General features: G+C 61.4%; 20 protein-coding genes. 10 read left to right on the top strand and 10 right to left on the bottom strand.

The window, feature by feature from the left end; genetic code table 11:
* Positions 1–7 precede the first annotated feature (7 nt).
* Together HCN58_RS15370 and HCN58_RS15365 are read right to left on the bottom strand one after the other, a co-directional pair.
* On the bottom strand, positions 8–1,747 hold the full coding sequence (locus tag HCN58_RS15370; protein WP_171580191.1) for a pyrroloquinoline quinone-dependent dehydrogenase: 1,740 nt from the start codon (positions 1,745–1,747) through the stop codon (positions 8–10).
* Between the two features lie 409 nt (positions 1,748–2,156).
* On the bottom strand, positions 2,157–3,548 hold the full coding sequence (locus tag HCN58_RS15365) for an ABC transporter substrate-binding protein (RefSeq protein ID WP_235983622.1): 1,392 nt from the start codon (positions 3,546–3,548) through the stop codon (positions 2,157–2,159).
* 229 nt (positions 3,549–3,777) lie between these two features.
* On the opposite strand from HCN58_RS15365, the gene HCN58_RS15360 reads away from it, so the two are divergent.
* The 3 genes from HCN58_RS15360 (at position 3,778) to HCN58_RS15350 (ending at position 9,128) form a co-directional block, all read left to right on the top strand.
* Positions 3,778–5,970, top strand: coding sequence for a PAS domain S-box protein (locus HCN58_RS15360; protein ID WP_171580190.1), 2,193 nt, complete (start codon positions 3,778–3,780; stop codon positions 5,968–5,970).
* Positions 5,971–6,279: 309 nt separating this feature from the next.
* Entirely contained in the window at positions 6,280–8,007 is a 1,728-nt protein-coding gene (locus HCN58_RS15355) for a cache domain-containing protein (protein ID WP_171580189.1), read from the top strand.
* Positions 8,008–8,105: 98 nt separating this feature from the next.
* Positions 8,106–9,128, top strand: a complete 1,023-nt coding sequence (locus HCN58_RS15350; RefSeq protein ID WP_171580188.1) for an ABC transporter substrate-binding protein — start codon at positions 8,106–8,108, stop codon at positions 9,126–9,128.
* Positions 9,129–9,496: 368 nt separating this feature from the next.
* Here HCN58_RS15350 and HCN58_RS15345 read toward each other — a convergent pair whose 3' ends face one another.
* Positions 9,497–9,823: a hypothetical protein gene (locus HCN58_RS15345; RefSeq protein ID WP_171580187.1), complete on the bottom strand. Its 327-nt coding sequence runs from the start codon at positions 9,821–9,823 to the stop codon at positions 9,497–9,499.
* Positions 9,824–10,291: 468 nt separating this feature from the next.
* Here HCN58_RS15345 and HCN58_RS15340 point away from each other — a divergent pair, with 468 nt between their 5' ends.
* From HCN58_RS15340 to HCN58_RS15330, 3 genes are all read left to right on the top strand, one after another.
* The gene (locus HCN58_RS15340) at positions 10,292–10,720 is read left to right on the top strand and encodes a hypothetical protein (RefSeq protein WP_171580186.1); all 429 of its coding nucleotides are present in this window, start codon (positions 10,292–10,294) and stop codon (positions 10,718–10,720) included.
* A gap of 248 nt (positions 10,721–10,968) precedes the next feature.
* Positions 10,969–12,258 carry a serine hydrolase domain-containing protein gene (locus HCN58_RS15335; RefSeq protein ID WP_171580185.1) on the top strand — a complete coding sequence of 430 codons (1,290 nt, stop codon included), beginning with the start codon at positions 10,969–10,971 and terminating at the stop codon, positions 12,256–12,258.
* A 331-nt stretch (positions 12,259–12,589) separates the two neighbouring features.
* The gene (locus tag HCN58_RS15330; protein WP_171580184.1) at positions 12,590–13,069 is read left to right on the top strand and encodes a Crp/Fnr family transcriptional regulator; all 480 of its coding nucleotides are present in this window, start codon (positions 12,590–12,592) and stop codon (positions 13,067–13,069) included.
* A gap of 85 nt (positions 13,070–13,154) precedes the next feature.
* On the opposite strand, the gene HCN58_RS15325 is transcribed toward HCN58_RS15330, so the two are convergent.
* Positions 13,155–13,787, bottom strand: a complete 633-nt coding sequence (locus tag HCN58_RS15325) for a L,D-transpeptidase (RefSeq protein ID WP_171580183.1) — start codon at positions 13,785–13,787, stop codon at positions 13,155–13,157.
* Positions 13,788–13,865: 78 nt separating this feature from the next.
* On the opposite strand from HCN58_RS15325, the gene HCN58_RS15320 reads away from it, so the two are divergent.
* From HCN58_RS15320 to HCN58_RS15305, 4 genes are all read left to right on the top strand, one after another.
* Entirely contained in the window at positions 13,866–14,396 is a 531-nt protein-coding gene (locus HCN58_RS15320; protein ID WP_210265998.1) for a GNAT family N-acetyltransferase, read from the top strand.
* 118 nt (positions 14,397–14,514) lie between these two features.
* Positions 14,515–14,844 carry a rhodanese-like domain-containing protein gene (locus tag HCN58_RS15315; protein ID WP_171580181.1) on the top strand — a complete coding sequence of 110 codons (330 nt, stop codon included), beginning with the start codon at positions 14,515–14,517 and terminating at the stop codon, positions 14,842–14,844.
* Between the two features lie 7 nt (positions 14,845–14,851).
* The gene (locus tag HCN58_RS15310; RefSeq protein WP_171580180.1) at positions 14,852–16,024 is read left to right on the top strand and encodes an aminotransferase; all 1,173 of its coding nucleotides are present in this window, start codon (positions 14,852–14,854) and stop codon (positions 16,022–16,024) included.
* A gap of 42 nt (positions 16,025–16,066) precedes the next feature.
* Positions 16,067–17,134, top strand: coding sequence for a polyamine ABC transporter substrate-binding protein (locus tag HCN58_RS15305; protein ID WP_235983661.1), 1,068 nt, complete (start codon positions 16,067–16,069; stop codon positions 17,132–17,134).
* A gap of 291 nt (positions 17,135–17,425) precedes the next feature.
* Here the strand turns inward: HCN58_RS15305 and HCN58_RS15300 are convergent, their stop codons facing one another.
* From HCN58_RS15300 to HCN58_RS15275, 6 genes are all read right to left on the bottom strand, one after another.
* Positions 17,426–18,361, bottom strand: coding sequence for a lipid A biosynthesis lauroyl acyltransferase (locus HCN58_RS15300; protein WP_171580178.1), 936 nt, complete (start codon positions 18,359–18,361; stop codon positions 17,426–17,428).
* A 22-nt stretch (positions 18,362–18,383) separates the two neighbouring features.
* On the bottom strand, positions 18,384–19,661 hold the full coding sequence (locus HCN58_RS15295; protein WP_171580177.1) for a beta-ketoacyl-ACP synthase: 1,278 nt from the start codon (positions 19,659–19,661) through the stop codon (positions 18,384–18,386).
* Between the two features lie 106 nt (positions 19,662–19,767).
* The gene (locus HCN58_RS15290) at positions 19,768–20,967 is read right to left on the bottom strand and encodes a beta-ketoacyl-ACP synthase (protein ID WP_171580176.1); all 1,200 of its coding nucleotides are present in this window, start codon (positions 20,965–20,967) and stop codon (positions 19,768–19,770) included.
* Positions 20,960–21,433 carry a 3-hydroxyacyl-ACP dehydratase FabZ family protein gene (locus HCN58_RS15285; protein ID WP_171580175.1) on the bottom strand — a complete coding sequence of 158 codons (474 nt, stop codon included), beginning with the start codon at positions 21,431–21,433 and terminating at the stop codon, positions 20,960–20,962. The genes HCN58_RS15290 and HCN58_RS15285 overlap by 8 nt, the downstream gene beginning before the upstream one ends.
* Positions 21,434–21,442: 9 nt before the next feature.
* Complete coding sequence (locus tag HCN58_RS15280) at positions 21,443–21,736, bottom strand: acyl carrier protein (RefSeq protein ID WP_028346689.1); 294 nt, start codon at positions 21,734–21,736, stop codon at positions 21,443–21,445.
* Between the two features lie 299 nt (positions 21,737–22,035).
* Positions 22,036–23,970 (bottom strand): FAD-binding monooxygenase, encoded by a 1,935-nt coding sequence (locus HCN58_RS15275; protein WP_171580174.1) that lies wholly within the window; start codon positions 23,968–23,970, stop codon positions 22,036–22,038.
* Positions 23,971–24,157: the final 187 nt, after the last annotated feature.

Below are 24,157 nucleotides of genomic sequence, written 5' to 3'. Positions count from 1 at the left end.
GCCATCGTCATTGCCTGAGCGCGAACACAACCAGGGCACCGGTGTTCTTCGGCATGCTCTTGAAGGGCTCGCCGTAGAGCGCGACAAACTCGTCGGCCACCAGGCTGCCCCAGCCCGCCGGTACGGCGATGTACTGCTTGCCGCCGGCCATGTAGCTGATAATGCCGGCGTTATGTCCCATGCCGTTGTTGCGCGACCAGAGCTCTTCGCCGGTGTCCGCATTGTAGGCGTGCACAATGCCTTCGGCATCCGGCACGAATACCAGATTGCCTGCGGTGGCGAGAACGCTGGCGAGCGGCGGCTCTTTGTAGTTGACCTCCCACTTCTTGGCACCGGTGACCGGGTCGCGGGCGCTAAGATGACCACGGGCCGGTCCGTCCGGAGGCGGGATAAACTTGAACGTGGCGCCGATATTGAGTTGCGCCATCGGCTCCAGGATCGGCGTGGTCTTCTCGACGGTCAGCTCCATGCACCATTCCTGTCCGATCCGGTAGAAGAGTCCGTTCTTGGGGCTGTAGGCGCCGGAGTTCCAGCTGATGCCGCCAGCGATGGCCGGGCACAATGGCGGGTCCACCTTGCCTTCCGAGAGGTCGCGGCGACCGATCAGTTCGCCGGTCTTCGGATCAATGCTTTTGACGAAGTTGATGTTCTTTACCAGCGGCCAGACGTTCTCGATCTTGGCGTTGGAACGGTCATAGACGAAGATGTATCCGCTCTTATTGGCGTGCACGACCAGCTTCTTGCCGCCGCGGTCGATCATGACGAATTCGCCCACGGACGAGTCGAAGTCCCAAGCATCGTGCGGCAGCTCCTGATGGTAGAATTTGAGCTTGCCGCTATCGGGATCGAGCGCGATGACCGATGTCGTGTAGAGATTTTCGCCCGGCCGCGGTCCGCTCTTCTTCCAATCCGCGCCCCCCCAGTCATAAAGCGGCGCCGGGTTGGCAGTGCCCCACCACACCGTATTGGTTTCCGGGTCATAGGTTCCGGGCATCCAGCCGCCACCGCCACCGGTCCGCCAGGAGTCACCGCCCCAGGTCTTCATGGCCTCTTCGGTGCCGGCGACCGTGAAGAACTCCCATTTCTTCGCTCCGGTCTTGCCCTCCACGCCGAAGATCGGCCCGCGATGGGGCCATTCGCCGCCTTGGGCGCCGATGATCACCTTATCCTTGACCACCAGCGGCGCGCCGGTGAAGCCGACCGTCATCTTCTTGGAATCCAGCAGCTTCGTGTCCCATACCGGCTTGCCGGTCTTCAGATCGAGCGCGATCAGGCGCCCATCGACCGTGCCGACATAGAGGTTGCCGTGTCCGATGGCGATGCCGCGGTTGTACGGCGAGTGCGTCTGCTTGGACACCAGGTCCTCGTCGAGCTCCGGCGCGTAGGCCCAGATTGTCTTGCCAGTCGCGCCGTCCAGCGCGTAGACGCGACTGTAGGAGCCCGAATAGTACAGCACGCCGTCAAGGGCCAGCGGCGTCGACTGAATGCCGCGGGTGGCGCGCTCCGGAAAATGCATCCAGGCAACTTCGAGATTCTTGACGTTGCCGGTATTGATCTGGTCGAGGCCGCTGTAATGGTAGGACTTATAGGTGCCGTGATAGGTCGGCCAGTCGTTCTGGGCCGCTTCGGCATTCAGGGCCGCTTCTTGAGGCTGCGTCGGCACTTGGGCGCGCGTCGGCGAGATAGTGACCAGGGCAGCCACCGCCACCGTGGCGCAGCCGACGACATATCGTTCATGCAAAGTCATCTGTGTCCTCCCTTTGTAATTTGTTTGTTGGGCCGAATTCTCTCGCGACCCTTGCAGGGGATACTCTGGTGTCAAAGCCTCATAGGGTCGGGAGCTGGAGATAGATGGCGCAGGCCGGCGGACCTGCCGCCGAGAGGAGGCGGCAGCACGTCTTGCCGCCTGCGTAAGAAGTTGTTTTCGAGAAGGGCGCCATTCAGTGCAGGGCGGCATAGGCCGTCACTGCCAGGATTGGCCTGCCCCGTATTGCGCCCGGCGATGTCGGTGCGGTGCACCATGACACGTCCCCTCGATGCCTGCCCATTAGTTGACCGGATTGTTGTTTTTTTGTGGAGCACCGGTCGGCAGAGGCAACGCTGAGCTGAAGTCCCAATTACACCGGTCGTCACGCTGGGGAGCGCCGGCGGCTCTGCTATCCGCGGATCGCCGCATTGGCCTTCTCGGCGGCGTTCGTCATCGCAATCTTTGCCGGTTTCGCTCCCGAGACCACTTCATTCACGCCGATCATGAAGGCGTCCAGGATGGGTCTCGACTGCGGATGGAAAAGGATCGCCTTGGCGCGATCGACATCGGCATTTTGCAAGTTGGTCAGCGCCGCCTCCGCGGCTTGGGCGCCGAACGCCTTCTTGAAGCCCTCGCTCGACCAGGCCGACACACGGGCTGTTGCCAGTCCCGCTGCGGCGGTCCGCATCGATGTCGGCTTGCTTGTCGCCCACAGCAGAAACAAAAAAGCCGCCCGCTTGTTTCGTGACCTGGAATTGATGCACGCCTGCCAGTGCGACATGAAGGGCACCGACGTGCGACCGGCGACATGTGGAAAGGCGGCAAATACGGCCTGCCTGGCAACGTGGCTCTTCGCTGGATTGGAAATGTCGGTAGCGAAGTTGCTGCTGTCGATCGCCATTGCCGTCTTGCGCTGCAGGAAATCGTCCAGCACGTGGTACCATTCATAGCCGCTCACACCGCTAGGCCCGGCTTGGCTGAGCAATCGACCGTACATCTCGACGGCCGCGATGGCCTCCGGACTCGCGAAAGCGGCCTTGTTGTCCTTGACCATGTCCCCACCGTAGGAGAACACGAAGCTCATGGCCGCCACGGATGAATTGCCGCCGGCCTGCGCCCGCATGGCGATCCCGGACATCTCATTGGTCTTGATCGCGTTGGCGGTGGCGAGCAGCTCATCGAAAGTCTGGGGAACGCGCAGATTCCTGGCTGCCAGAGCGTCGCCGTTGATGAACAAGGTCACCGCTTCGGAAGTGATCGGGCAGGCATAGCGTTCGCCGTCCCGCCACAACGGAAAGGCTCGGGCTGTCTTGAGAAGATCACTCTCATCATACCAGCCGAGATCGGTCAGCGACCTGTCCGAATAATAGGCGTTCAGCGGCTCGAGCCATCCTTTTGAGATGCCCTGGCCATAGGTCGTAAACATGAAGACGTCGGGTGTGCTGCTGCCGCGGGCGAGCTGAATCGGCAGCGCTCCCAAGTACGCGGTCTCCAATCGGAAGTCGGTAACGACGCTGATACCGGTGAGCTTGGTAAAATCCCACAAAAGCGGAGTGATCGCGTTCGACCACGGATGAATCGCGCCTGCGAGCGTGATCGTCTGCCCCGCAAATTGTTTCCAATCCATCGCAGCGTTGGCATAGACCCCGGCGACATCCTCTGCGAAACCCCACCGCGGCAGTATGGCGAGGACCGGCAAGACCACGCCCGCTGCGCCCAATCCCTTGACGAAGCTGCGCCGGCTGGCCGACCCTGGACTGCTCGGAAGCTTTTCACTCTGCACCATTTCATTTGGAGCCATGTGGTTGCTCCTGGCGGGGAGTGGCCTTCACAGCACGCGAGCGGCCCCACCCGTGACGTTCTGGCCCCTTGTGAGGGGACTGACGGGCTTCCAAGCCGGTGTAATCTGCGGGGCGTGCCGGTTCCTATCTTAACTACGCAGACCGTAGCTGTATGTTTATTATACTAGCAATACCCTGCGTCGGCACCGGAAAAGAGCCGCTCACGCGAGCATCGAAGACTTAAGGCTAATGTCAGTCCCTCTGACCCAGTCCTCTCGGTGGTTTGCTCGTCCGCTGACGCTGGTGGTCGTGGTGGTTCTGGCTGCGGTGGTCTCGACCGGGTTTCTCGGCCTTCGATATTGGCAGGAGCGACAAGCGGTGAGTCTTGCACACGAGCGCAGCCGTCAGGTGCTCGAGACGCTGGACCGGCTGCGGGCGGTCATCGCCGACGTGGAGGCCCAAAGACGCGGATATCTGCTGACGCTCGATCCCTCATATCTCAAGGCCTACGGCGTCTCCGACGAAAGCGTACGACGAGACGCGCAGGCGCTCCAGGCTCTGGTCGCGAACGATCCATTGCAGAACCATCGTGCCGGACATCTGGCGCTGACAGTTGCAGCAAAGCTGCGTGAGATCGATGACATCGTCAAGACGGCCAGCACCTCCGGGCTGGCGGCGCTGGCGATGATCCGCAGCCTGGACGAGATAAGGTCACAAATCGACCAGATGGTGGACCACGAGCGTTTCCTGCTCGTGGATCACGAGAAGCGCGCCGAGGCCCTCGAACAACGCAACGCCTGGCTGATCGCTACGGCCGTCGTCATTGTTTCAGTCCTGGCAGTGGTGGCGTTGGCGCTTGCACGGCTCGAAGCGGCAAGGCGGCGTAAGGCGATCGCGGAGAACGTGGCGCTCCACGGCGATCTCCTTGCGCGCGACAAGAAGATCCGCCGCCTGGTCGACGCCAACATCGTTGGCATCATCATTTGGGATCTCGAAGGTCACATTCTCGAGGCCAATGATGCGTTTCTCCATATGTTGGGCTACGACCGGGAGGATCTTGCCTCGGGACGGGTGAACCGGACGGACCTGACGCCGCCGGAATGGCGCTACCGCGACGCACGCACCGTGGAAGAGCTGAAGCGGATGGGGACCGTCCAACCGTTCGAGAAAGAATATTTTCGAAAGGACGGCAGCCGCGTGCCTGTGTTGCTCGGCGGGACGATGCTCGAGCAAAGCCCAAATCATGGTGTCAGCTTTGTGCTCGATCTGACCGAGCGCAAGCGGGCGGAAGAGGCGCTGCGGCAGAGCGAGGAACGCTTTCGCACGCTCGTGCAGTTCTCCTTCGACGTGTACTGGGAAACCGATGCGCAACACCGCTTCATTCACCAGGAGTTCGCGGAGAGCCTTGCCGAAGCACCGGCGCCCGGCTCCGAAATCGGCAAGACACGTTGGGAAGTGCCTTATCTGGAGCCGGATGAAGAGGGCTGGCGCAAGCACCGGGAGACGCTCGATGCCCACCTGCCATTCCGTGATTTTGAGCTCGCGCGGCCTGGACCCGACGGCAGCAAGCGTTACGTGTCCGTCTCCGGGCTGCCGATGTTTGACAAGGCGGGGCGCTTCGTCGGCTACCGCGGTGTCGGGCGGCACATCACCGAGCGCAGGCGGGCCGAAGAGGCGTTGCGCGCCATGCAGGTAGAGCTTGCGCACGCCAATCGCGTCACCACGATGGGTCAATTGACGGCCTCGATTGCCCACGAGGTCAACCAGCCGATCGCAGCGACGGTTACCAATGCCCAGGCTGCCCTGCGCTGGCTCAGCGCTCAACCGCCAGATCTCGGCGAGGTTCGCGATTCCCTTCGCCGGATCGTCGAGGACGGCAAGCGCGCCGGCAATGTCATTAGCGGGATCCGGGCCCTCATCAACAAGGTGCCGCCGCGGAAGGATCGGTTCGACCTCAATGAAGCCATCCTTGAAATGGTCGCGCTGACCCGGAGCGAAATGCTCAAGCATGGCATATTGCTGCAGACCGAGCTCGCGCCGGCCTTGCCTATGGTGAAAGGCGATCGCACTCAGCTGCAGCAGGTGATTTTGAACCTGATCCTCAATGCCATTGAAGCCTTGGGCGGCGGCGACGACGGGACGCGCGAGCTACGGATCAACAGCGAGAGGGAGGCCGCGGGCGGCGTGCTCGTCACGGTTCGCGATTCCGGCCCGGGTCTGGACGCGGAAGATGTGGAGCGCGTCTTCGAGGCGTTCTACACCACCAAGGACAAGGGCATGGGTATGGGCCTCGCTATCTGCCGGTCGATGGTCGAGGCTCACGGGGGACGGATGTGGGCGAGTGCGAACGAACCTCGAGGCGCCGTGTTTCAATTTTCCCTGCCGCTGGAGCAGGACGAGAGCGTTCAAGCCCGGCAGATCCAGTCCCATCCAGCCGCATGAGTTTGCAGATTACGAGAAGCAAAGTGAGATCCGTTCGCGGCCGCAGGTATTCCTGCGCTATGCTCGGAACGGCCGCAATGAGGCAGAGGCGGACGTCGGACGAAGCTTGGCCCCCCAGTGCTGACAGATAGCTCAGCTGTGACCACCATGGCCAAAAGCGATCACTGGACTGCTCCCGGCCGGCTCGGAAACAGCCCCAAAAGCCTAAGAGGTGGCGCCGTGCGCGTCTGGATCTAGAACGCCAGACAGTAGAGCAAAGTGATATTATCGGCCTATTCTATCTCGGTGTGATTGCACAGGTACTGGAGCATGATTGCCCAATATCGATTTCGCGGCCTTTTTCAGAAGTACTTGCTCGCGCTGTTCATGGCTGTCGCGATTCCACTCGCGATCAACGGGGTTATTGAAGCGTGGTTCGGCTATCGCGACCAGCGCGCGAGGCTCGACCAGTTACTTGGCGTTCAAGCGACGTCAGCTGCCGCCGAGATCCATGACTTCATCTACGGTATCACAAACCAACTTGGCTGGCTGGTCCAGCTTCCATGGACTGACGAGCCGGACGAGCGGCGGAGGACTGACGCGTTGCGTCTGTTTCGGCAGGCGCCTGCCATCGTTAGTCTGACACTGCTCGACAACAAGGGTTTAGAGCGTCTCCATATCTCGAGGATCGGCCTCAATCGCATTGAAAGCCGCGCGGACAGATCAACTGATCCTGCATTGGTTGGCGCCCGCACGTCCCAAGTCTGGTTTAGCGACGTAAGCTACAATCGAGGCTCGGAACCATACCTGACGGTTGCGATCGTGGGTAATCGACCTGCCGTTGGGGCTGTCGTCGCCGAGGTCAATCTGAAGCTGATTTGGGATGTGATATCGGCGATCAAGGTGGGAAAGACCGGTATCGCCTTCGTCTTGGACCGGCCGGGCCGCCTCATTGCTCATCCCGACATCAGCCTCGTCCTCCGTGGGGCGGAAGAAGCAACCTCGAAACCGTTTCGTACCATACGCGACGCGATCGGCCCGAGTGCGGGTTTCGCAACGAGCCGGGATGCACATGGACGTGACATTGCAGCCAGCGCAGCTCCCGTACAAGGTCCCGATTGGACGGTAGTGGCGGAACAGCCCCTATCTGAAGCTTACGCGCCCATCTATGCGGCCGTGTGGCGAACCGCCTTGCTTCTCGCAATCAGTACAGTGTTCGCAGGCCTTCTCGCGTATGGATTGGCGCACAGGATGACGGAGCCGATAAGGCTTCTTAAGGAGGGGACGGAACGTGTCGGTGCCGGGTTTTTCGACCATCGCATTTCCATCCAGACTGGAGATGAATTTCAGCGTCTGGCAAATAGCTTTAACAGGATGGCCGCTGAGTTGGGCCTCGCGCAGCAGCACCAGGAACGCATAGCGAGGCTCAAGCGATTCCTCGCGCCTCAGGTCGCCGATCTTGTCGATCGGGCCGGCGACGAAAGCGTGTTGGATGGCCGCCGTACGAACGTCGTCGTTGTATTCTGCGATTTGCGAGGCTTCACCGCATTTTCCGCGGGAGTTGCACCTGAAGAAGTCATGAGTGTGCTGTCGGAGTACTACGAGATCCTTGGTAGGGTTATTGCGCAATTCGAGGCAACGCTCATTAGTTTCTCTGGCGACGGTCTTATGGTTCTGGTGAACGCACCTGTTACGGTCGAAGACCCAGCGTTAAGGGCCGTCGATCTTGCGATGGAAATGCAGAAGAGCGTGCAAGCACTGATCGCCGGCTGGCAATCGCGGGGCTATCACGTTGGCTTCGGAGTCGGTCTCGCCAGCGGACCGGCAACTGTCGGTCGGATTGGCTACCAGGATCGGCTCGACTACACGGCCATCGGCAGTGTTGTAAATCTCGCAGCCCGCCTGTGCGCCTCTGCCGCAGACCGGGAAATCCTGTTGGACGCCGAAGTCGCCGCAGACGTCAGGGGCAAGCGCCCCTTGGAAGACCTTGGGGGCCGCCAAATCAAGGGCTTTGACGAAGCAATTCCGGTATTCGGAATTTCGTTCAATCCGTTTTAGCCGATGCTGACCTGCGGATGCTTGGTGCAATCGGCCGGCGACTTGTTGAGCACCGTGCGGTATGCTCTGACAAACGGCGGATGCCAGCGGGTCGGTAGATGAGGTACGCTAACTCTAGATCAGCAACGCCCCAGGGACGCGCCAGGCGGCGTGACTTTCTCTTATTGGTAGCAGGCGCCGCTTCGTGGACGACCTCCTCGTATGCGCAGAGACCGTCCCTGCCGGTCATTGGTTATCTTTGCCCGGAATCACCGGAGCGATTTGCCAGTCGACTTAAGGCTTTCCACGAAGGACTTGGCGAAGCTGGCTTTGTCGAGGGCCGCAATGTGACGATAGACTATCAGTGGGCCAACGGACAATATGCTCGATTGCCTGGCCTAGCTGCTGAACTGGTCTCTCGGAACGTAGATATCATTGTTGCTCCTGGTGGTGCTCCCGTGGCACTCGCAGCGAAAGCTGCTGGTACCGGCAAGACAATCGTGTTTGAAATGGGTGGTGACCCCGTCCAGTTAGGCGTGGTGGACAGCTTATCGCGGCCAGGTGGCAATATCACGGGAGTTTCGAGCCTGAGCGTCGACGTGTCGCCGAAACGGCTCGAGTTGATGCACGAATTTCTGCCGACAGCAAGTAAAGTTGCGGTTGTCGCCAATCCTACAAGTCCGACCGCCAATTCACAATTGAGGAAGCTTCGTTCCGCTGCCGAAACCCTTGGGATCGATCTGCAGATCCTAAGTGCGAGCAAGGAAGATGAATTTGAATCTATCTTCTCTTCCATAGCGGGGCAATCGCCGGGAGGACTTGTCTTCACCTCTGACCCCTACTTTGCGTTTCGCAGTCGACGATTGGCCGATCTCGCCATGAGATTTCGCGTGCCCGCAATCACGCAAACGCGAGACTTTCCCATGGCCGGCGGTTTGATGAGCTATGGAGGAGATTTTGTACAATCGCACCGACGCTCGGGTATCTATGCTGGACGGGTTCTGATGGGCGAGAAGCCTTCTGATCTTCCGGTCCAGCTGGTCACCAAGTTGGAGCTCATTATCAATCTGAAGGCCGCTAAATTGCTTGGTTACGAGTTCTCGCCTTCAGTTGTTAGCGGTGCGGATGAGGTGATTGAGTAAATTATCCCTTCGCGGACGGAGACACGCGCGGGCGGACCTTCGTTCGATAAAGTCGAACGTCCCGTTGAACTCCAAGCCGAATAGCCGCCACGATCGCCGGTCTAGCGGCTCACTCATTCCAACTTCCTTAACGCTGCGCTCGTCCGCTTTGGTCAATAGAGGACGTGAGGCGTCTTGCCCCCTCGCGTCCGCTCCGCCCCTGAAAGTAGGCAACAGCTACAACCCATAAGAGATCTGTTTTGGGCCCAAAATGCGACATCGCTCGGACTTATAGGCACTTCTGCTTTGCTCCCGAAGGCGGACATCATCCGGCCCGCTCGGCATGTCCGTTGAGAGCCGCAAGCGGGCACCGGCCGACCGATATTTGGTTAGCCGCACAAAGCGAGTTTTGGGAACAGCTCTTCCGGCGTGACCGGCTTGCGTTCTTCGGGGTCGAAGAGTTTGCCACCGTCTTTGACGAAATAGGCCAGCATCTGGGCGATGATCTGATGTGCCAGCTTGTGGCGCCTATCAGGAGCCGGCGCCGTGCTGGTCGGAGAAGCGACGGTACAGCCCTTCCATTGACGCCGGACAGGCCCACTCGGTGTCCGAGACTGGTAGGGCTCGCCCACTGCAATCGTGATTTTGAATTCTGGTCCCTTTCTATCGACTGCCAGCAGCGCGGGGGAGGCGATCACGGTTCGGCTAGGCGGCATCTGAAGCTCCTTGATTCCCTCGACCGCCGCATGACTCGCGACATTTCTGGTGCGCAGCTTGCTTACGGTGAAACAAAAAAGATGTTAATCCAGCGACGAAGAGAACCTGCCCCAGAACCAACAAGCATACGCTAACGGCCTCATTTATCGGCACTCCGGGCAGCCAATTCGGGTTAGCCGCGGCGCCTTCATGCACTTCAATTGCAACATCCGTCGGCAACTCCTGATCAGACGCGTGCTAACCTCCGGCCGTGCGGAGGCGATCACATCCGACCGCTCGGGTCGCGAGGAGCAATCTCAGCCTTTCGTTTCACCTGCGGCTCAGTTTCATAAGTTGCAACCGGGAACCGAGGTTGCCGTCCTGCGGTTTGCGCCCAGACAATGCCATGAACCTGAACAAGCCTGTAGCAGCTTCGCGCATCACGCAAAGCGATCCAAATCGGTTTTGCTCGAACCCAAGGGTGGGACATGAAGTATGTGACGGGATTCCTTGTGGCAATTCTGCTAATCCTAAATGGGTCAGAGGCAAGTTCTGCAGTACGCATCACGAATGATCGAGGCGGTCTGATCGCGACTTACATCGTTAGATACCAGCGCCTAGCCTCATCGGGCGAATCCGTGATCATCGATGGTCTCTGTGCCTCGGCGTGCACCATGGTTCTCAGCGCGCTCCCTCACGACAAAATCTGCGTAACTTCGCGCGCGACGCTCGGCTTCCATGCGGCCTGGAATTACGGCGCCAATGGTCGCGCCTTCACTGATCCCGAAGCAACCGTGATGCTGTACTCGACCTATCCGACGCCGGTGCGCCGCTGGATCGCTCGCAGGGGTGGACTGACTCCTCACACTATCTTTCTGAGCGGAAGGCCTCTGCAGGAAATGTATCGATCTTGCTGATCAGACACGCGGCAACAATGGCTTTCAATCCATGCCCTTGGCTTGCCCGCAAAGGTCGGGCTGACGACTGCATCGTGCCGAAACGATAAAGCTAAGAAGTTCTATCGAGCATTCCGGGGCTTGGCGTTTGGTCATTTGCGGAAGGTCGGCCAACGCCGTTGCTATTAATAGCCAACGTCCGAGACATTGCTTCCGATCTCAAGTAGCTGCAGAATGGCGCGTCAGAACAGGTCTACGGGAGGGACACCATGATCTCACGTCGTCTTGTCATCCGACTGCTTGGGGCCGCAGTAATAGCTTTCGCGCTCAGCCCCACCCCTGTGGCGCTGGCCTTTTCGCCCGAGGCGCGCAACGCAAAGCTCGATGAAACTCTTCGGGGATTGGTCGAAGGCCGCAGCACTCCGGGTATCTTGGTGCTGATCCTCCAGGACGGCCGCCCGGTCTACAGCCGCAGCGTCGGCGTTCGCGAGGTCGGGAGTTCCGCGCCGATCGGCGAAAACGATATGTTCCGAGTTGCCTCTATGACGAAGGCCGTCACCTCAGTGGCGGCGATGATGCTCGTCGAGCAGGGCAAGATTGGCCTGGATGATCCGGTTAGCCGCTTCCTCCCCGAGTTCACCAAGCTGCGGGTGCGAGGGCCCGACGGCGGCGAGGGGCCGGCGAACAGGCCCCCGACAATCCGCGAACTGCTGACCCATACCGCCGGGCTCTCCTATAACTTCATCAATAATGCTCGGCTTGTGGATGCATATCGCGACGCGCGCGTGACCGACGGGCTAGATCAGCCCGAAGTGACCACGGCTGAAGCAATGCAGCGTCTCGCCTCCGTTCCGCTTGGCTATCAGCCTGGTACGGGCTGGGAATACTCGCTTGCGACGGACGTGCTCGGGGCCGTCATCGAGAAGGTGACGGGAAACAGCCTGGAATCTTTCGTCATCGAGCGCATTGCAAAGCCTTTGCGCATCGAGAGCTTTGTGTTCAACGCACCTGAGCCCGTTCGCTCACGCTTCGTGCAGGTGACGCGACCCGCACAGGTCACCGGCGCACTCGGTACAGGCTACGTTCCCGTGCTGGGACCTGAGGCAGTGCCGTTCCCACCCACCAAGGGCATTGCCAGCCTCGACCCGAACCGCGCCTTCTCGCCGACTGCCTACAATTCCGGCGGCGCCGGCATGAGTGCCACGATCGGTGACTACGCGCGGTTCTTGCAGATGCTGCTGAACGAGGGCGAGCTTGACGGCGTGCGGGTGCTCCGCGCTGAGACGGTCCGGCAGATGACGCAGAACGCGACCGGCAACATGCCGACGCTTCGCGGGCCGGGTTGGGGCTTCACGCTGGGCTTTGGGATCGTGACTGATCCAGCCGCAGCCAAGAGCCGTCTTCCGGCCGGTAGCTATGGATGGGGCGGCATCTATGGCACGCAGTTTTGGGTCGATCCGACAAACCGCGTCATCGGCGTGGTCATGACCCAGACGGCGATTATTGGCTCCGGTCCAATTTCGAATCCCATCCGGGAGGCGTTCTATGCGGCCGATTGAAGGTTCGATACCCGACCGAGGGGATCGGCCTGGTCCCGCGAGGCTGGTGACCTCCGACTTGAATCAATATCGGAAGCTGGCCCGCTTGAACGGTGCGCCCGGTCCCCCCAACCGCAGACATCAAGCGGAACGGCCGGCATGTCTGCCAAGGGCCAGCCGAAGAGAAGTTACGGGGCAAAGAGGGGACCGCCAGCCCCACAGATTCTTCAGCGCCATGATCGGGCCGGTCTGCTTTTCGATCGACAGCCCGACACCGCCGCAAGTACTTATCGCAGATCATCCCGTCGGGTTGGCGACTTGCCGCTGCTAGGAGCGGGAGTATATTTTGTCGATGGCTGTCAGTTCCCCTGATCTGAAAGCGTTCTTGCTCGCCACACCGTTCTTCGGTGGCCTTTCAGATGCAAGCCTCGATCTCTTGATCTCGATGCTGGTCGAGCGCCGCTTCAACGTCGGTGCCGCTGTCGTAACGGAGGGAGAACCGGGCCGCTCACTGTTCATTGTTCACTCTGGCCAGTTGGTGGTGAGCAAACTGGCGGATTCCGGACGCGTCATTCGCATGGCGGGTCTCGGTCCCGGTGATTTTTTCGGCGAAATGACGCTCATCGAAATGCAGAACCGATCAGCTAGCGTCGTCGCAGAGAGCCCCACCGTGCTGTACGAGCTCACGGCGAAAAAACTCTACACATGCTATAAGACCGATATCCATGCGTATGTGATGGTAATGCAGAATATCAACCGCGAGCTGTGCCGGCGGCTCCGACGCGCCGACGATCGCATTGCCGAGCTGCAGATGCTTCCCACGAGTCAATGACGCAGGTTTCGCGCGTGGCAAGTGGTTTGACAAGAATTGCGAGCAGCGAAATGGGGCGCAATGGCGCGGCACGCTGCGTAACTCGCTACGCGGTCCGGCCCGGCGGGAGGACGACGACGATCGCGCCCAGCTTCACCCGATTCACCAGATCGATAATGTCCTCGTTGGTCATGCGGATACAGCCGGACGAGATGGCCTGACCGATATATTCCGGCTGGTTGGTGCCGTGGATGCGGTACAGGGTGTCCTTATTGCCCTCGTAAAGGTAGAGCGCCCGCGCGCCCAGCGGATTGGCCGGCCCTCCGGCAACGCGCTTCGGGTAGGGGCCGAGCCGAGCTTGGATCTCCGCCGTCGGGATCCAATCTGGCCATTCAGCCATGCGGCCAACGGTTGCGACGCCGGACCAGGCCAGCGCTTCCTCTCCGACGGTCACGCCGTAGCGGATCGCCTTGCCTCCCGGAAGGACGTAGTAGAGATAACGCGCGTTGGTGTCGACAAGGATCGTGCCCGGCTGCTCCTTGCGCGTGTAATCGACAATATGCCGGCGAAAAGTCTCGGGGATGCTCGCCGGCGCATAAGGCGTATGGGCAAGCAATTGCCGGTCCCTTGGGGTCAAACTGGCATTCGATGATGGTGCAAGCGTCGCTTGCATGCAGCCGCCGAGCAGCAAGCCGGGCAGCAGCCCCACGAGTAACAACGCGAGCCCACGCTTCGTCATCGCGTGTCCTCCAAGAGTTACATGCCTTACATGTCTCAATCTGTTGCTCAAAAAGTGCAGAAATCAAGGCATCGTGCGATGATGGCCATGTTTCGCGACGAGAAAGATTCGGGGCAGGTGACAATGGGTGCCGTCCACCGTCTGGCGACGCGCGCGGACGCAAACGGTCTCTACGAGGTTCGACGACGGTCGATCCTCGAGCTTGCGCCCCCAATAATGTCCGTTGCCGAAGCGCACGCGTGGGCTGCGCGGCTCACACGCGCCGGAATGGAGCGAAAGCTTCGCGAACTGGAGGTATGGGTCGCCGAATGCGATGGCATAACGGCCGGGTGGGGCGCCATTCGCGGCGACTATCTGGAGGGGCTCTATACTGCCCCGGAATTTGCCGGCCGCGGCGTGGGTGCTGGCTTACTTGAGATGTTCGAGCGGCTGATGCGCGAGCGAGGCATTCGGGCGGTGCGGGCCGAAGCCAGTTCGAACGCGCGGGAATTCTATCTTCGTCGCGGTTACCGGACGAGCGCTCCTCAAACGCCGAACGGCGCCTGGCCCATTGCGAGAGAGCTTGCGTCGTGTTCCTCCAACGAGGCCCGCGGCGGAAGCTCAGGCTGAAATTTCGGAGGGGCGTTTAAACCGTTTACGGCGCTTGATTTTCGCCGCGCGAGAGGCGACTTTGGCGCCCGCGCGGCGCGGCTGTCTGGAGCCCGGCCGGTTGGTTAGGAGGATATGCGTGGCGGACCATCAGGTGCACGATTTGACGCCGGAAGACGTTTCCAAGGGGATGGCGGAAGGGCGTTATCTTCTGGTCGATGTCCGCGAGCCCAACGAGGTGGCGGTGGAGGCCTATCCGGACGGGGTAGTCGTTCCGCTGCAGAGCTTCGATCCGGCGGCCATTCCGGACCCGCAAGGCAAGCAGGTGGTTTTCGCCTGCCGCTCGGGCAAGCGCTCGGTCACGGCATCGCTGGCGGCCCAGGCGGCGGGGCTGCCTTACGACAAGCATCTGGCAGGAGGCATCATCGGCTGGAAGGCCGCGGGGTTGCCGACCAAAAGCGGCGGCTGATCTGCCAATGACATCCATGAACAAGGTCTTTGCCGACCTTCCCGTCACCGTGTTCGAGGCGATGTCGCAGGCGGCGCGCGACAACAACGCCATCAATCTCGGCCAGGGATTTCCCGACGATCCCGGGCCGGAGGATATCCGCCGCGCGGCGGCCGACGCCACGGTGAACGGCTACAACCAGTACCCGTCGATGATGGGCATTCCGGAGCTGCGGCAGGCGATCGCCGCCCATTACGGCCGCTGGCACAAGCTCTCCCTCGATCCGATGACGGAAGTGATGGTGACCTCCGGCGGTACCGAGGCGCTGACTGCTTCCATCCTCGCCGTGGTCGAACCCGGCGACGAGGTGGTCGTGTTCCAGCCGGTCTATGACAGCTATTTGCCGATCATCCGTCAGGCCGGCGGCATTCCGCGCCTGTTGCGGCTGGAGCCGCCGGGCTGGCGGCTGACGGAGGAGATGCTGGCGAGCGTCTTCAATCCGAAGACCAAAGCGGTGCTGTTCAACAACCCGCTCAATCCGGCGGCCGTTGTCTATCCCCGCGAAGACCTCGAACTGCTGGCGCGGTTCTGCCAGAAGTTCGACACCATCGCGATTTGCGACGAGGTCTGGGAGCACGTGATCTTCGACGGCCGCGAGCATATTCCGCTGATCACGATCCCGGGCATGCGCGACCGCACCATCAAGGTCGGCAGCGCCGGCAAAATTTTTTCGCTGACGGGATGGAAGGTCGGCTTCGTCTGCGCCGCGCCGCCGCTGTTGCGGGTGGCTGCCAAAGTGCACCAGTTCCTGACCTTCACCACCGCGCCGAACCTGCAAGCTGCCGTCGCCTACGGGCTCGGCAAGCCCGATCAATATTTTCACGACATGCGCCAGGAGCTGGCGCGGAGCCGGGACCGTCTGACGAAGGGACTGGAGAGAATCGGTTTTCCCGTGCTGAAATCGCAGGGAACTTATTTTCTCACCGTCGACCTCTCGCCGCTCGGGCTGAACGAAACCGATGTCGAGTTCTGCAAGCGCATTGTGAGCGACTACAAGGTCGCCGCGATCCCGGTGTCGGCTTTCTATGAACAGGATGCGGTGACGTCCGTGGTGCGGTTCTGTTTTTCCAAGAAGGACGAAACGCTGGATACCGCGCTGGAACGCCTGTCGGACGCGGTGCATGGCCGCCGCAAGAGGTAGAGAATGCGCGCTCCAATCCGAAGCCCGCTTCGTCTGATCGGTATGATGACGGTCGCGCTGTCGCTCTCGCCCGCTTGGGCGCAGGAGCGCACCGTGAACTTCTACAACTGGTCGAACTATATGGCGCCGGGGGTACTGGAAGACTTCACCAAGGAAACCGGCATCAAGGTGGTCTACGACACGTTCGACGCCAACGAGACGCTGGAGACGCGGCTGCTCGCGGGAAAGTCCGGCTACGACGTCGTGGTGCCGACCGGCTATTTCCTGCAGCGCCAGATCACCGCAAAAGTCTTTCTCAAGCTCGACAGGTCGAAGCTGCCCAATCTCGCCAATGCCTGGCCGGTCGTGACCAACCAGCTCGCGACCTATGATCCCGGCAACAATTACGCCGCCAATTACATGTGGGGCACCACAGGGATCGGCTACAACATCAAGATGGCGCAGAAAATCCTTGGGCCCGACGCGAAGATCGACAGCTGGGAAATCGTCTTCAAGCCGGAGAACCTCGCCAAGTTTAGGGATTGCGGCATCCACATGCTGGATTCCGCCGATGATATTCTTCCCGCCGCGTTGAGCTATCTCGGCATCGATCCGAACTCGACCAAGCCGGCCGATCTGGAAAAGGCCGCCGATCTCGTCAGCAAGATCAGGCCCAACGTTCGCAAATTTCACTCTTCCGAATATCTGGGCGCCTTGGCGTCGGGCGAAATCTGCTTCGTGGTGGGCTGGTCCGGTGACATCATGCAGGCGCGCAGCCGCGCGGCCGAAGCCAAGAACGGCGTCGAGATCGGCTACTCGATTCCGAAGGAGGGCGCGCAGATGTTCTTCGACAATCTCGCCATCCCGGCGGATGCCAAGAACGTCGCGGAGGCCTATGAGCTGATCAACTATCTCTACCGCCCGGACGTCGCGGCGAAGAATTCCGACTTTTTGTCTTATGCCAACGGCAATCTGGCGAGCCAGAAGCTGATCGATCCGAAGATTCTCAACGACAAGAACATCTATCCGGATGAAGCGACGCAGAAGAAGCTGTTCGTGATCCAGGCCCGCGATCCAGCGACGCAACGCGTGATCAACCGGCTGTGGACGCGGGTGAAGACGGGGAAGTGACGCTCTGAGTCATTCCGGGCTACGCTTCCAACAAACTCCTATTGCCGAAACCCGGGACGGAATCTATAGCTCCCCTCGGGAGCATCACATGACCAATATCCTCACGTTCTTTTCAACGCGCACACTGCTGCAGATTATCTTCGTTCTGGGGGCGACCGTCGCGATGAAGGCGTGGAGCCTCGGTTTGCTGTTCGGCGGGTAAGCCTTCCTGTAGTCCGGATGGAGCGAAGCGCAATCCGGGACTTCAGCGAGAGTGCCCGGGTTGCGCTGCGCTTCACCCGTGCTACGGCCCTACCGCCATCGTCGGTGCAGCCACAGCCACTGGTCCGGATATTCGCGCACCCAGCCTTCGATCACGGATGTCACCGCCTGCATCGTGCCCTGGATGTCGATTTGCCCTGCGGCGTCGCGCACCGGCTTGACCTCTTCGGAAAGCTCGGCGCGGAAGCGGTGGTTGGGCAGGCGGATGATGCGCACGCCATGCACGGGGCATTCGACCTGCCGCAGCAGCCGCGCCAGCGTCGGGTTGGCCTTGGTCTTGCGGCCGAAGAACGTCACCTCGACGCCGTTGCCCATGTACTGATCGACCAGCATCGCGACGTGCTGGCCCCGCTGCAGCGCTTCGGCCAGCTTGAGCGGCGCCTCGCGGCCGGCCGGCACCAGCGTGCCCATCTTAACGGCGCGGATTTTCTGAATGGCGCGGTCGGCGGCTTCGATGTTCGGCCGGCGGAACAGGATCGCGCAATCGAGCCCGTGGGCGACGGCGCCGAGCGCCGGGATCTCCCAATTGCCGAGATGGCTCGCAAAGATGATGGCGGGTTTGCCGTCGTCGCGCAGCGAATCGAAAATCTGCTTGGTCCGCGCGCCGAACTCGATGCGGCTCGGTTTTTCCGGATGATCGAGATCGTAGTCCCAGATGTGATCGAGATGGGCGAACTCGGCGCCGATGCGGCCGAGATTGTCCCACACGCCGGTCAGGATGGTTTCGATCTCTTCCGGCGACTTTTCCGGGAAGGCGGCCGTGAGATTTTCGCGCCCGATCCGGTCCTCGCGCAGCCGTCGCCCGATGAAACGGGTGACGCGGCCAAAAAAATTGGCTGTCTTGTCCGGATCGAAATAGCGGGTGGTGCGCAACAGCGCGATCGTCAGCGCGCCGACGGCTATTTCCGCCACCGGCTTGGCGGCGTCGCGCAGGCGCGCCCTGGTGCGTAGGAGCAGGCGGTTCATTTTCTAGGAAACAGCCAGTTCGCTACACCGGTTCGCGCGTCAGGATCAGCGAGGCATTTTGCCCGCCGAAACCGAACGAGTTCGACATCACGGCGGTAACCTTGGCATCGCGCGCCCTGTTGCCGACCACGTCGAACAGAATGGTCGGATCCGGAATCTCGTAATTGATGGTCGGCGGTATCCGCTGATGCTCCAGCGTCAGCAGCGAAAACACGGCCTCGACCGCGCCGGCCGCGGAAATCGTGTGCCCCACCATCGACTTGTTCGACGACACCGGAATCTTCGGCAGGTGCTCGCCGAACACGACCGCGGTCGTGTTGTACTCCATCTTGTCGTTTTCCGGCGTCGCGGTGCCGTGTGCGTTGATGTGGTCGATCTGTTCCGGCTCGAGACCGGCGTCGGCCAGCGTCTTGCGCATGCAGCCGATGATTGGCTTGCCGTCGGGGCTGGAGCGGGTGCGATGGAACGAGTCGGTCAGTTCACCGCAGCCGGCCACCACGCCGAGAATTTTTGCGCCGCGCGCGATCGCGGACTCATAGCTCTCCAGCACCATCGCGCCGGCGCCTTCCGCCATCACGAAACCGTCGCGGTTCTTTGAAAACGGCTTTGAAGCGGCCTGCGGCGGTTCGTTCTGCGTCGACAGCGCCGACAACAGCGAGAAGCGCACCAAAGCTTCCGGGTTGACCGAGCCATCGGTGCCGACGCACAGCGCGGCATCGGCTTCGCCGCGGCGGATCGCCTCGACGCCAAGCTGGATGGCGGTGGCGCCGGAGGCGCAGGCGGTCGACAGCGAGATCGGCGAGCCCTTGGTGCCGAAGTTTTCGGCCAGGTGGCTCGCGATCGAACCGAACATGAAGCGGTGATGATATTCGGTGAACCGGCCGCCACCGCTGACACGCAGCATGTGCTCATAGCCGAATTCGGTCTTGCCGACGGCGCGTCCAAGCTCGAGCCGCTGCGGCCATTCGACCTCGACCGGCGCAACCGCCAGAAACAGCGGCCCAGGAAAATCGGCCTTGGTGCCGATCGCGGCCTGTTCGAGCGCTTCCGCGGTCGCCATCTCGGCGAGACGTTCGGTGAGGCCGGTCGACGAGAACGGCTCGACGGTGACGAAATCGACGGTGCCGGCCATGGTCGTCTTCAGGCCGTCGATCGGAAAGCGCGTCACGGTGCGGATGCCGGACTCGCCCGCGGTCAGGCGGGCCCAATTGTCCTTCTTGCCGGCGCCGAGCGAGGTCACCACGCCCATGCCGGTGACGACGACGATCGGCCTGCCGAGTTTATCGCGTGGTGCTGACATGGTTCCCCCGTCGATGCTGCGCCGTAACTGAAAGCGCTGTCGCGCTCATTTCATGGTCTGGTCGTGATCCCAGCGGAAAAGCAATGATGCCGTCCCGGATCACGCGCTACTTGATGGCCTCGACCAGGGCCATGCCTTCGCCCTGCCAGTGTCCGGCCCCCACCACCACAATCTGGTCCGGGCTGCCTGCCTTTTCAACCTCGAGGCCGGTCGGGTCGTTGGGCGGGAACAGCGCGCCACGGGAGATCGAGAGCGCGGCCAGCGCCAGCCCCAGCGGAAACTGCGTCTCCAGCGTATGGCCAAACATCGTTCCGGTGGCGCGGATCGCAAAGCCGGGATGCTGGCGCAGGAAGACCTTTTCCTCAGACGTCACCGGCTCGGCGCCCGTTGCCCCCGTGATCAAGGTGCCGCTGTCGCCGACGCCGAGCTTCGGCCACAGCGCCTCCAGCGATTTGGTCACCGCGCCCGGCTGCTTGCGCTGCGCAAGATCGGCGACGACCTTGGTCAGCTTGGCGTAAGGCTTGGCGCCGCGGGCTTCGGCGTGCTCGCGCGCTTCCAGCACCAGGAAGCAGCCGGCGGAGCCGAGCGCGAACCCGCTTCTATCGTCGCGCTGCCACACCGGCGAAAATTTTTCGGTCAGGTTGAAGTCGCCGAATTCATAAAGGACCAGGAGGTCGGACCGTTCGCCATTGTGGGCCGCGCCGACCAGCGCGATATCGCTTTGGCCGGCTTCGATCCGCGCCAGCGCAATCCGCGCCGCATCGATGCTGGCGGCTTCCTCGCCCATGAAGGTGCGCGACGTGCCGCAGACGCCATGGACGATGGCGATGTTGCCGGCGAGCAGGTTGGAGAGCTGGGCCAGAAACAACGTCGGCCGCAGATCGTTCATCAGCCGTTCGTTGAGAAAGCCGGGGCTCGAATTGCCCTTGGCGTCGGCGCTCAGGATTGCCGCATCGACCGCGATGTCGCGCTCGCCGCCGCCGGCGGCGACAATCATGTCCATTCGGCCAAGGATTTCCTTGTTGCCTTTGACGCCCGCTGAATCCAGCGCCAGCCCCGCGGCATAGGTGCCGATGCGCTGCCAGGCTTCCATCTGGCGCTGGTCGCCCTTTTTCGGGATCTGCGCGTCGAAGGTAACAGGCGCCAGCGGATGCACGATGTAGGGCGCGAACCGCTTGTCGTCGACGTTGATCTTTTTGGCATTCAACGCATCCCAATGCGCGTCCAGTCCCTCGCCGAGCGAGGAGACGATGCCGATGCCGGTGATCCAGACTTCCTTGGCGCCTGCGGACTTCTGTTCAGTCATTCGTGATTGCCTGCAGTGGGAAGCCGATCTTGTTGGCCATAGCGTCCATATGCACGCGCAGGTCAGGATGCGGGAAGGGGATATGGCGGAAGGTCAGGTCGGCACTGCACTTCAGTTCCTTGCCGACGCGCACTTTCGCCGAGGTGACCGCAAACCCGGAACCTTCATGCTCGATTTTGGCATCGATCGTCAGCAGATCGCCCGGACTGACGAAGCCGCGCATCTTGGCTTCCTTCACCATGGCGAGGAACGGCATGCGCTCAAATTTCATCACACCGAGCAACAGCCAGCCAGAACTCTGTGCCATCGCTTCGGTCAAGAGCACGCCGGGCATGATGGGATAGCCCGGGAAATGCCCCTCGAAGATGGTATGCGCGGCCGGCACCTGCGCCTCGACCGTGATCTTCTTGTCGTCGAGGTTGAGGTCGACGATGCGGTCGATCAGCTGGAAGTAATCAAGTTGCATGGCGGGCGATTAGGCGCCCGGCGCTGCATTCTTGGCGGCGACCAACTCGTCGATCCGATCGGCGAGATTTTGCAGCACGAAATACTGCTCGGTCGTGGCCTTGCCGTCGTTGACTTCCTGGGTCCATTTTTCGAGCGGCATCTTGATCCCGAACGCCTTGTCGATGGCAAATGCAATGTCCAGGAAGTCCAGGCTGTCGATGCCCAGATCGTCGATGGCGTGGCTCTCCGGCTTGATCGTGTCGCGCGGAATGTCGCAGGTCTCCGCGATAATGTTGGCGATCTGATCGAATGTGGAAGACATCATTAAGCCTTTGATATACTGGAGAAAATCCGGAACGGCTTGGAGGAGGCGGGTGCACGGCCCCGGAAGGCCCATTCCCTCGGCCGGAGTCGAGTGCCCGTATATCGGAGCAGGGCGCTGAGTTCAATGGAGGGAGGCGGTCGGGGCGGAGAGGGATTTGGGGGCAAAGATGCCGGATTTTAGTTCCGGGGGAGTTGCCTAAGAAATCACCGTGTCTTGCTCAGAAGTGCAGGAGCGTACCCCGGGCGAGCGAAGCGACCCCGGGACAGTGTCCCCCAATATCCCTGCACTCATGCGGGCTACGCGCTCACGTTACCCGTCAGCATGAACCCGTCGAAATATGCCGCCAGCTCGTTATGCCCATCGAGCGGGAGCACATGTGCGACGTATTGATCCGGCCGCACTACGACCATGCAGCCCGCGTTCCGATCGATGCCGCGCATCGAAAAGAATTCGTGGCCGGCCTTGAGATCGGGGCAGAACATTTTTTCGTAGTCGATGAGCCCGTAGCGTCCTTTGCGCGGGAGCAGGAGCGGGGGCATTTTCTCGCTGGCGAGTTCGGTGTGGGCCTGCTGGAACGCGGCGCGGATATCGATTACGGAATCGATGTCGGCGCCCGCAGGCGTGTACCTCCTGACGGGAGATTTGGGGCTTTCGCTCAGGAAATCGCACAGCGAGCGAACAGGGGAGTTGGCGGCTGCGGAATCACCCGCGCCTGCAAAGATGAAAATCCGGAAGCGTCCGTCTGCCTTGGCGACGTGGCCGAGATGAACCGGCTTGGCGTCCGCGAGGCGAACGACCGGCGCGGAGTGAAAGCGTGTGCCGATCACAAATCCCCGGGCGAGATGCTGGTGATCGGGTTCGGCGGTGATGACGGACGGGCGGTAGCGCGTCGCCGTTCCCGCGGTATAGCGGCCGTGACGGACGAAATAGTCTTGGGTTTTCGCAGCGTCGGCGCCCTTGTTGTCGCCCTTGGCGGACGCGAGGATCGCGGCCCATTCGCGGTCGAAGTCGATCAACTCCTTCGCAACCGCCTGCCGTTCCGCCGAATAGCTGTGCAAGAGATGCGGCGCGCTGCGCCGGCGCAGCACGGAAGCAAGCTTCCATCCGAGATTGAAGGCGTCCTGCATGGAGACGTTCATGCCCTGGCCCGCTTTCGGGCTGTGGGTGTGACAGGCATCGCCGGCGATGAACACGCGGGGCAGGCGCGAGTTGACCTCTTCCGCCGGCACGTCGTCGAACTTGTCAGTCAGCCGCTGGCCGATCTCATAGACCGACCACCAGGCGATCTCCTTCACGTCCAGCGTATGCGGATTGAGAATCCGCCGCGCCTTCGCTATGAGATCGTCCGACGTGATCTTGCGGCTGGCGACCCGCTCGCCCGCGTCGAGCTGGGTGAGTTCGACATAGAGCCGGACGAGATAGCCGCCTTCGCGCGGGATCACGATAATGCTGCCGTCGCTGGCCGACTGGATCAGCGACTTGAAGCGGATGTCGGGGAAGTCGGTGACGGCAAGGACGTCCATAACGCCCCAGGCATGGTTGGCGGAATCGCCGCGCAGCTCCCGCCCGATCGATTGACGCACCGTGCTGCGCGCGCCGTCGCATCCCACGACATAGCGAGCTTTGACGGTCTCGGCTTCGCCCTCGTGCCCGGCGTTGAGCCGCTCAAGGCGCACGGTTACCGCGTGGTCTTCAAATCGTGCCGCCGGCGCAATCGAAAGATCCAGCAATCGCCGTGAATAGTAGGGCTCGAGCTTTGCTGGCGATTTGCGCATGACATCGAGATAGCAATCATGCACGCGCGCCTGGTTGAGAATGACATGCGGCATTTCCGACAGCCCGTCCTCGACGTCCTGAACCCGGCCGCTGCGGACGATGTTTTCAGGTTTGCCGTCATCCGGCTTCCAGAACGTGGTTTCAGTGATCCAGCACGCCTCCTTCAGCACGCGTTCGCTGAACCCAAAGGCGTGGAACATCTCCATGGTGCGGCAGGCGACGCCGTCGGCCTGGCCGCGCAGCAGCCGACTCGGCTTCTGCTCGACGATGCAGGTTTTGATGTCAGGAAACGCCGCAAGCTGCGCCGCCAGCGTCAATCCGGCCGGTCCGCAGCCGACGATCAGGACGTCGACTTCCGCCGGAACCGATCCAGACCTGCCGGACGGTAAAACCCGCCCGACGGGATCGGCAATTTCGGGGTCGCCCGGCTCGAATCCATTCAGGTGAAACTGCATGAGATTGCTCCTCCCGTCTTCGGCCGCCCCGGATGTTGACCGAAGACGCTGCCTTCATCGAGCCGCCGGGCCGCGGAAAGGGCCCAGGCAGGCGGCAACCGCACGGCCAGAACGCGTCGACGATATTGCTCAGCATGCTGATTATCAGTATGCATGTCAATTCCAGACCTGCTTCCAAATTCATTGG

This window comes from Bradyrhizobium australiense (assembly GCF_013114825.1).
GTDB classification, from domain to species: domain Bacteria; phylum Pseudomonadota; class Alphaproteobacteria; order Rhizobiales; family Xanthobacteraceae; genus Bradyrhizobium; species Bradyrhizobium australiense.
This window is presented reverse-complemented; position numbering and strand designations above follow the sequence as displayed.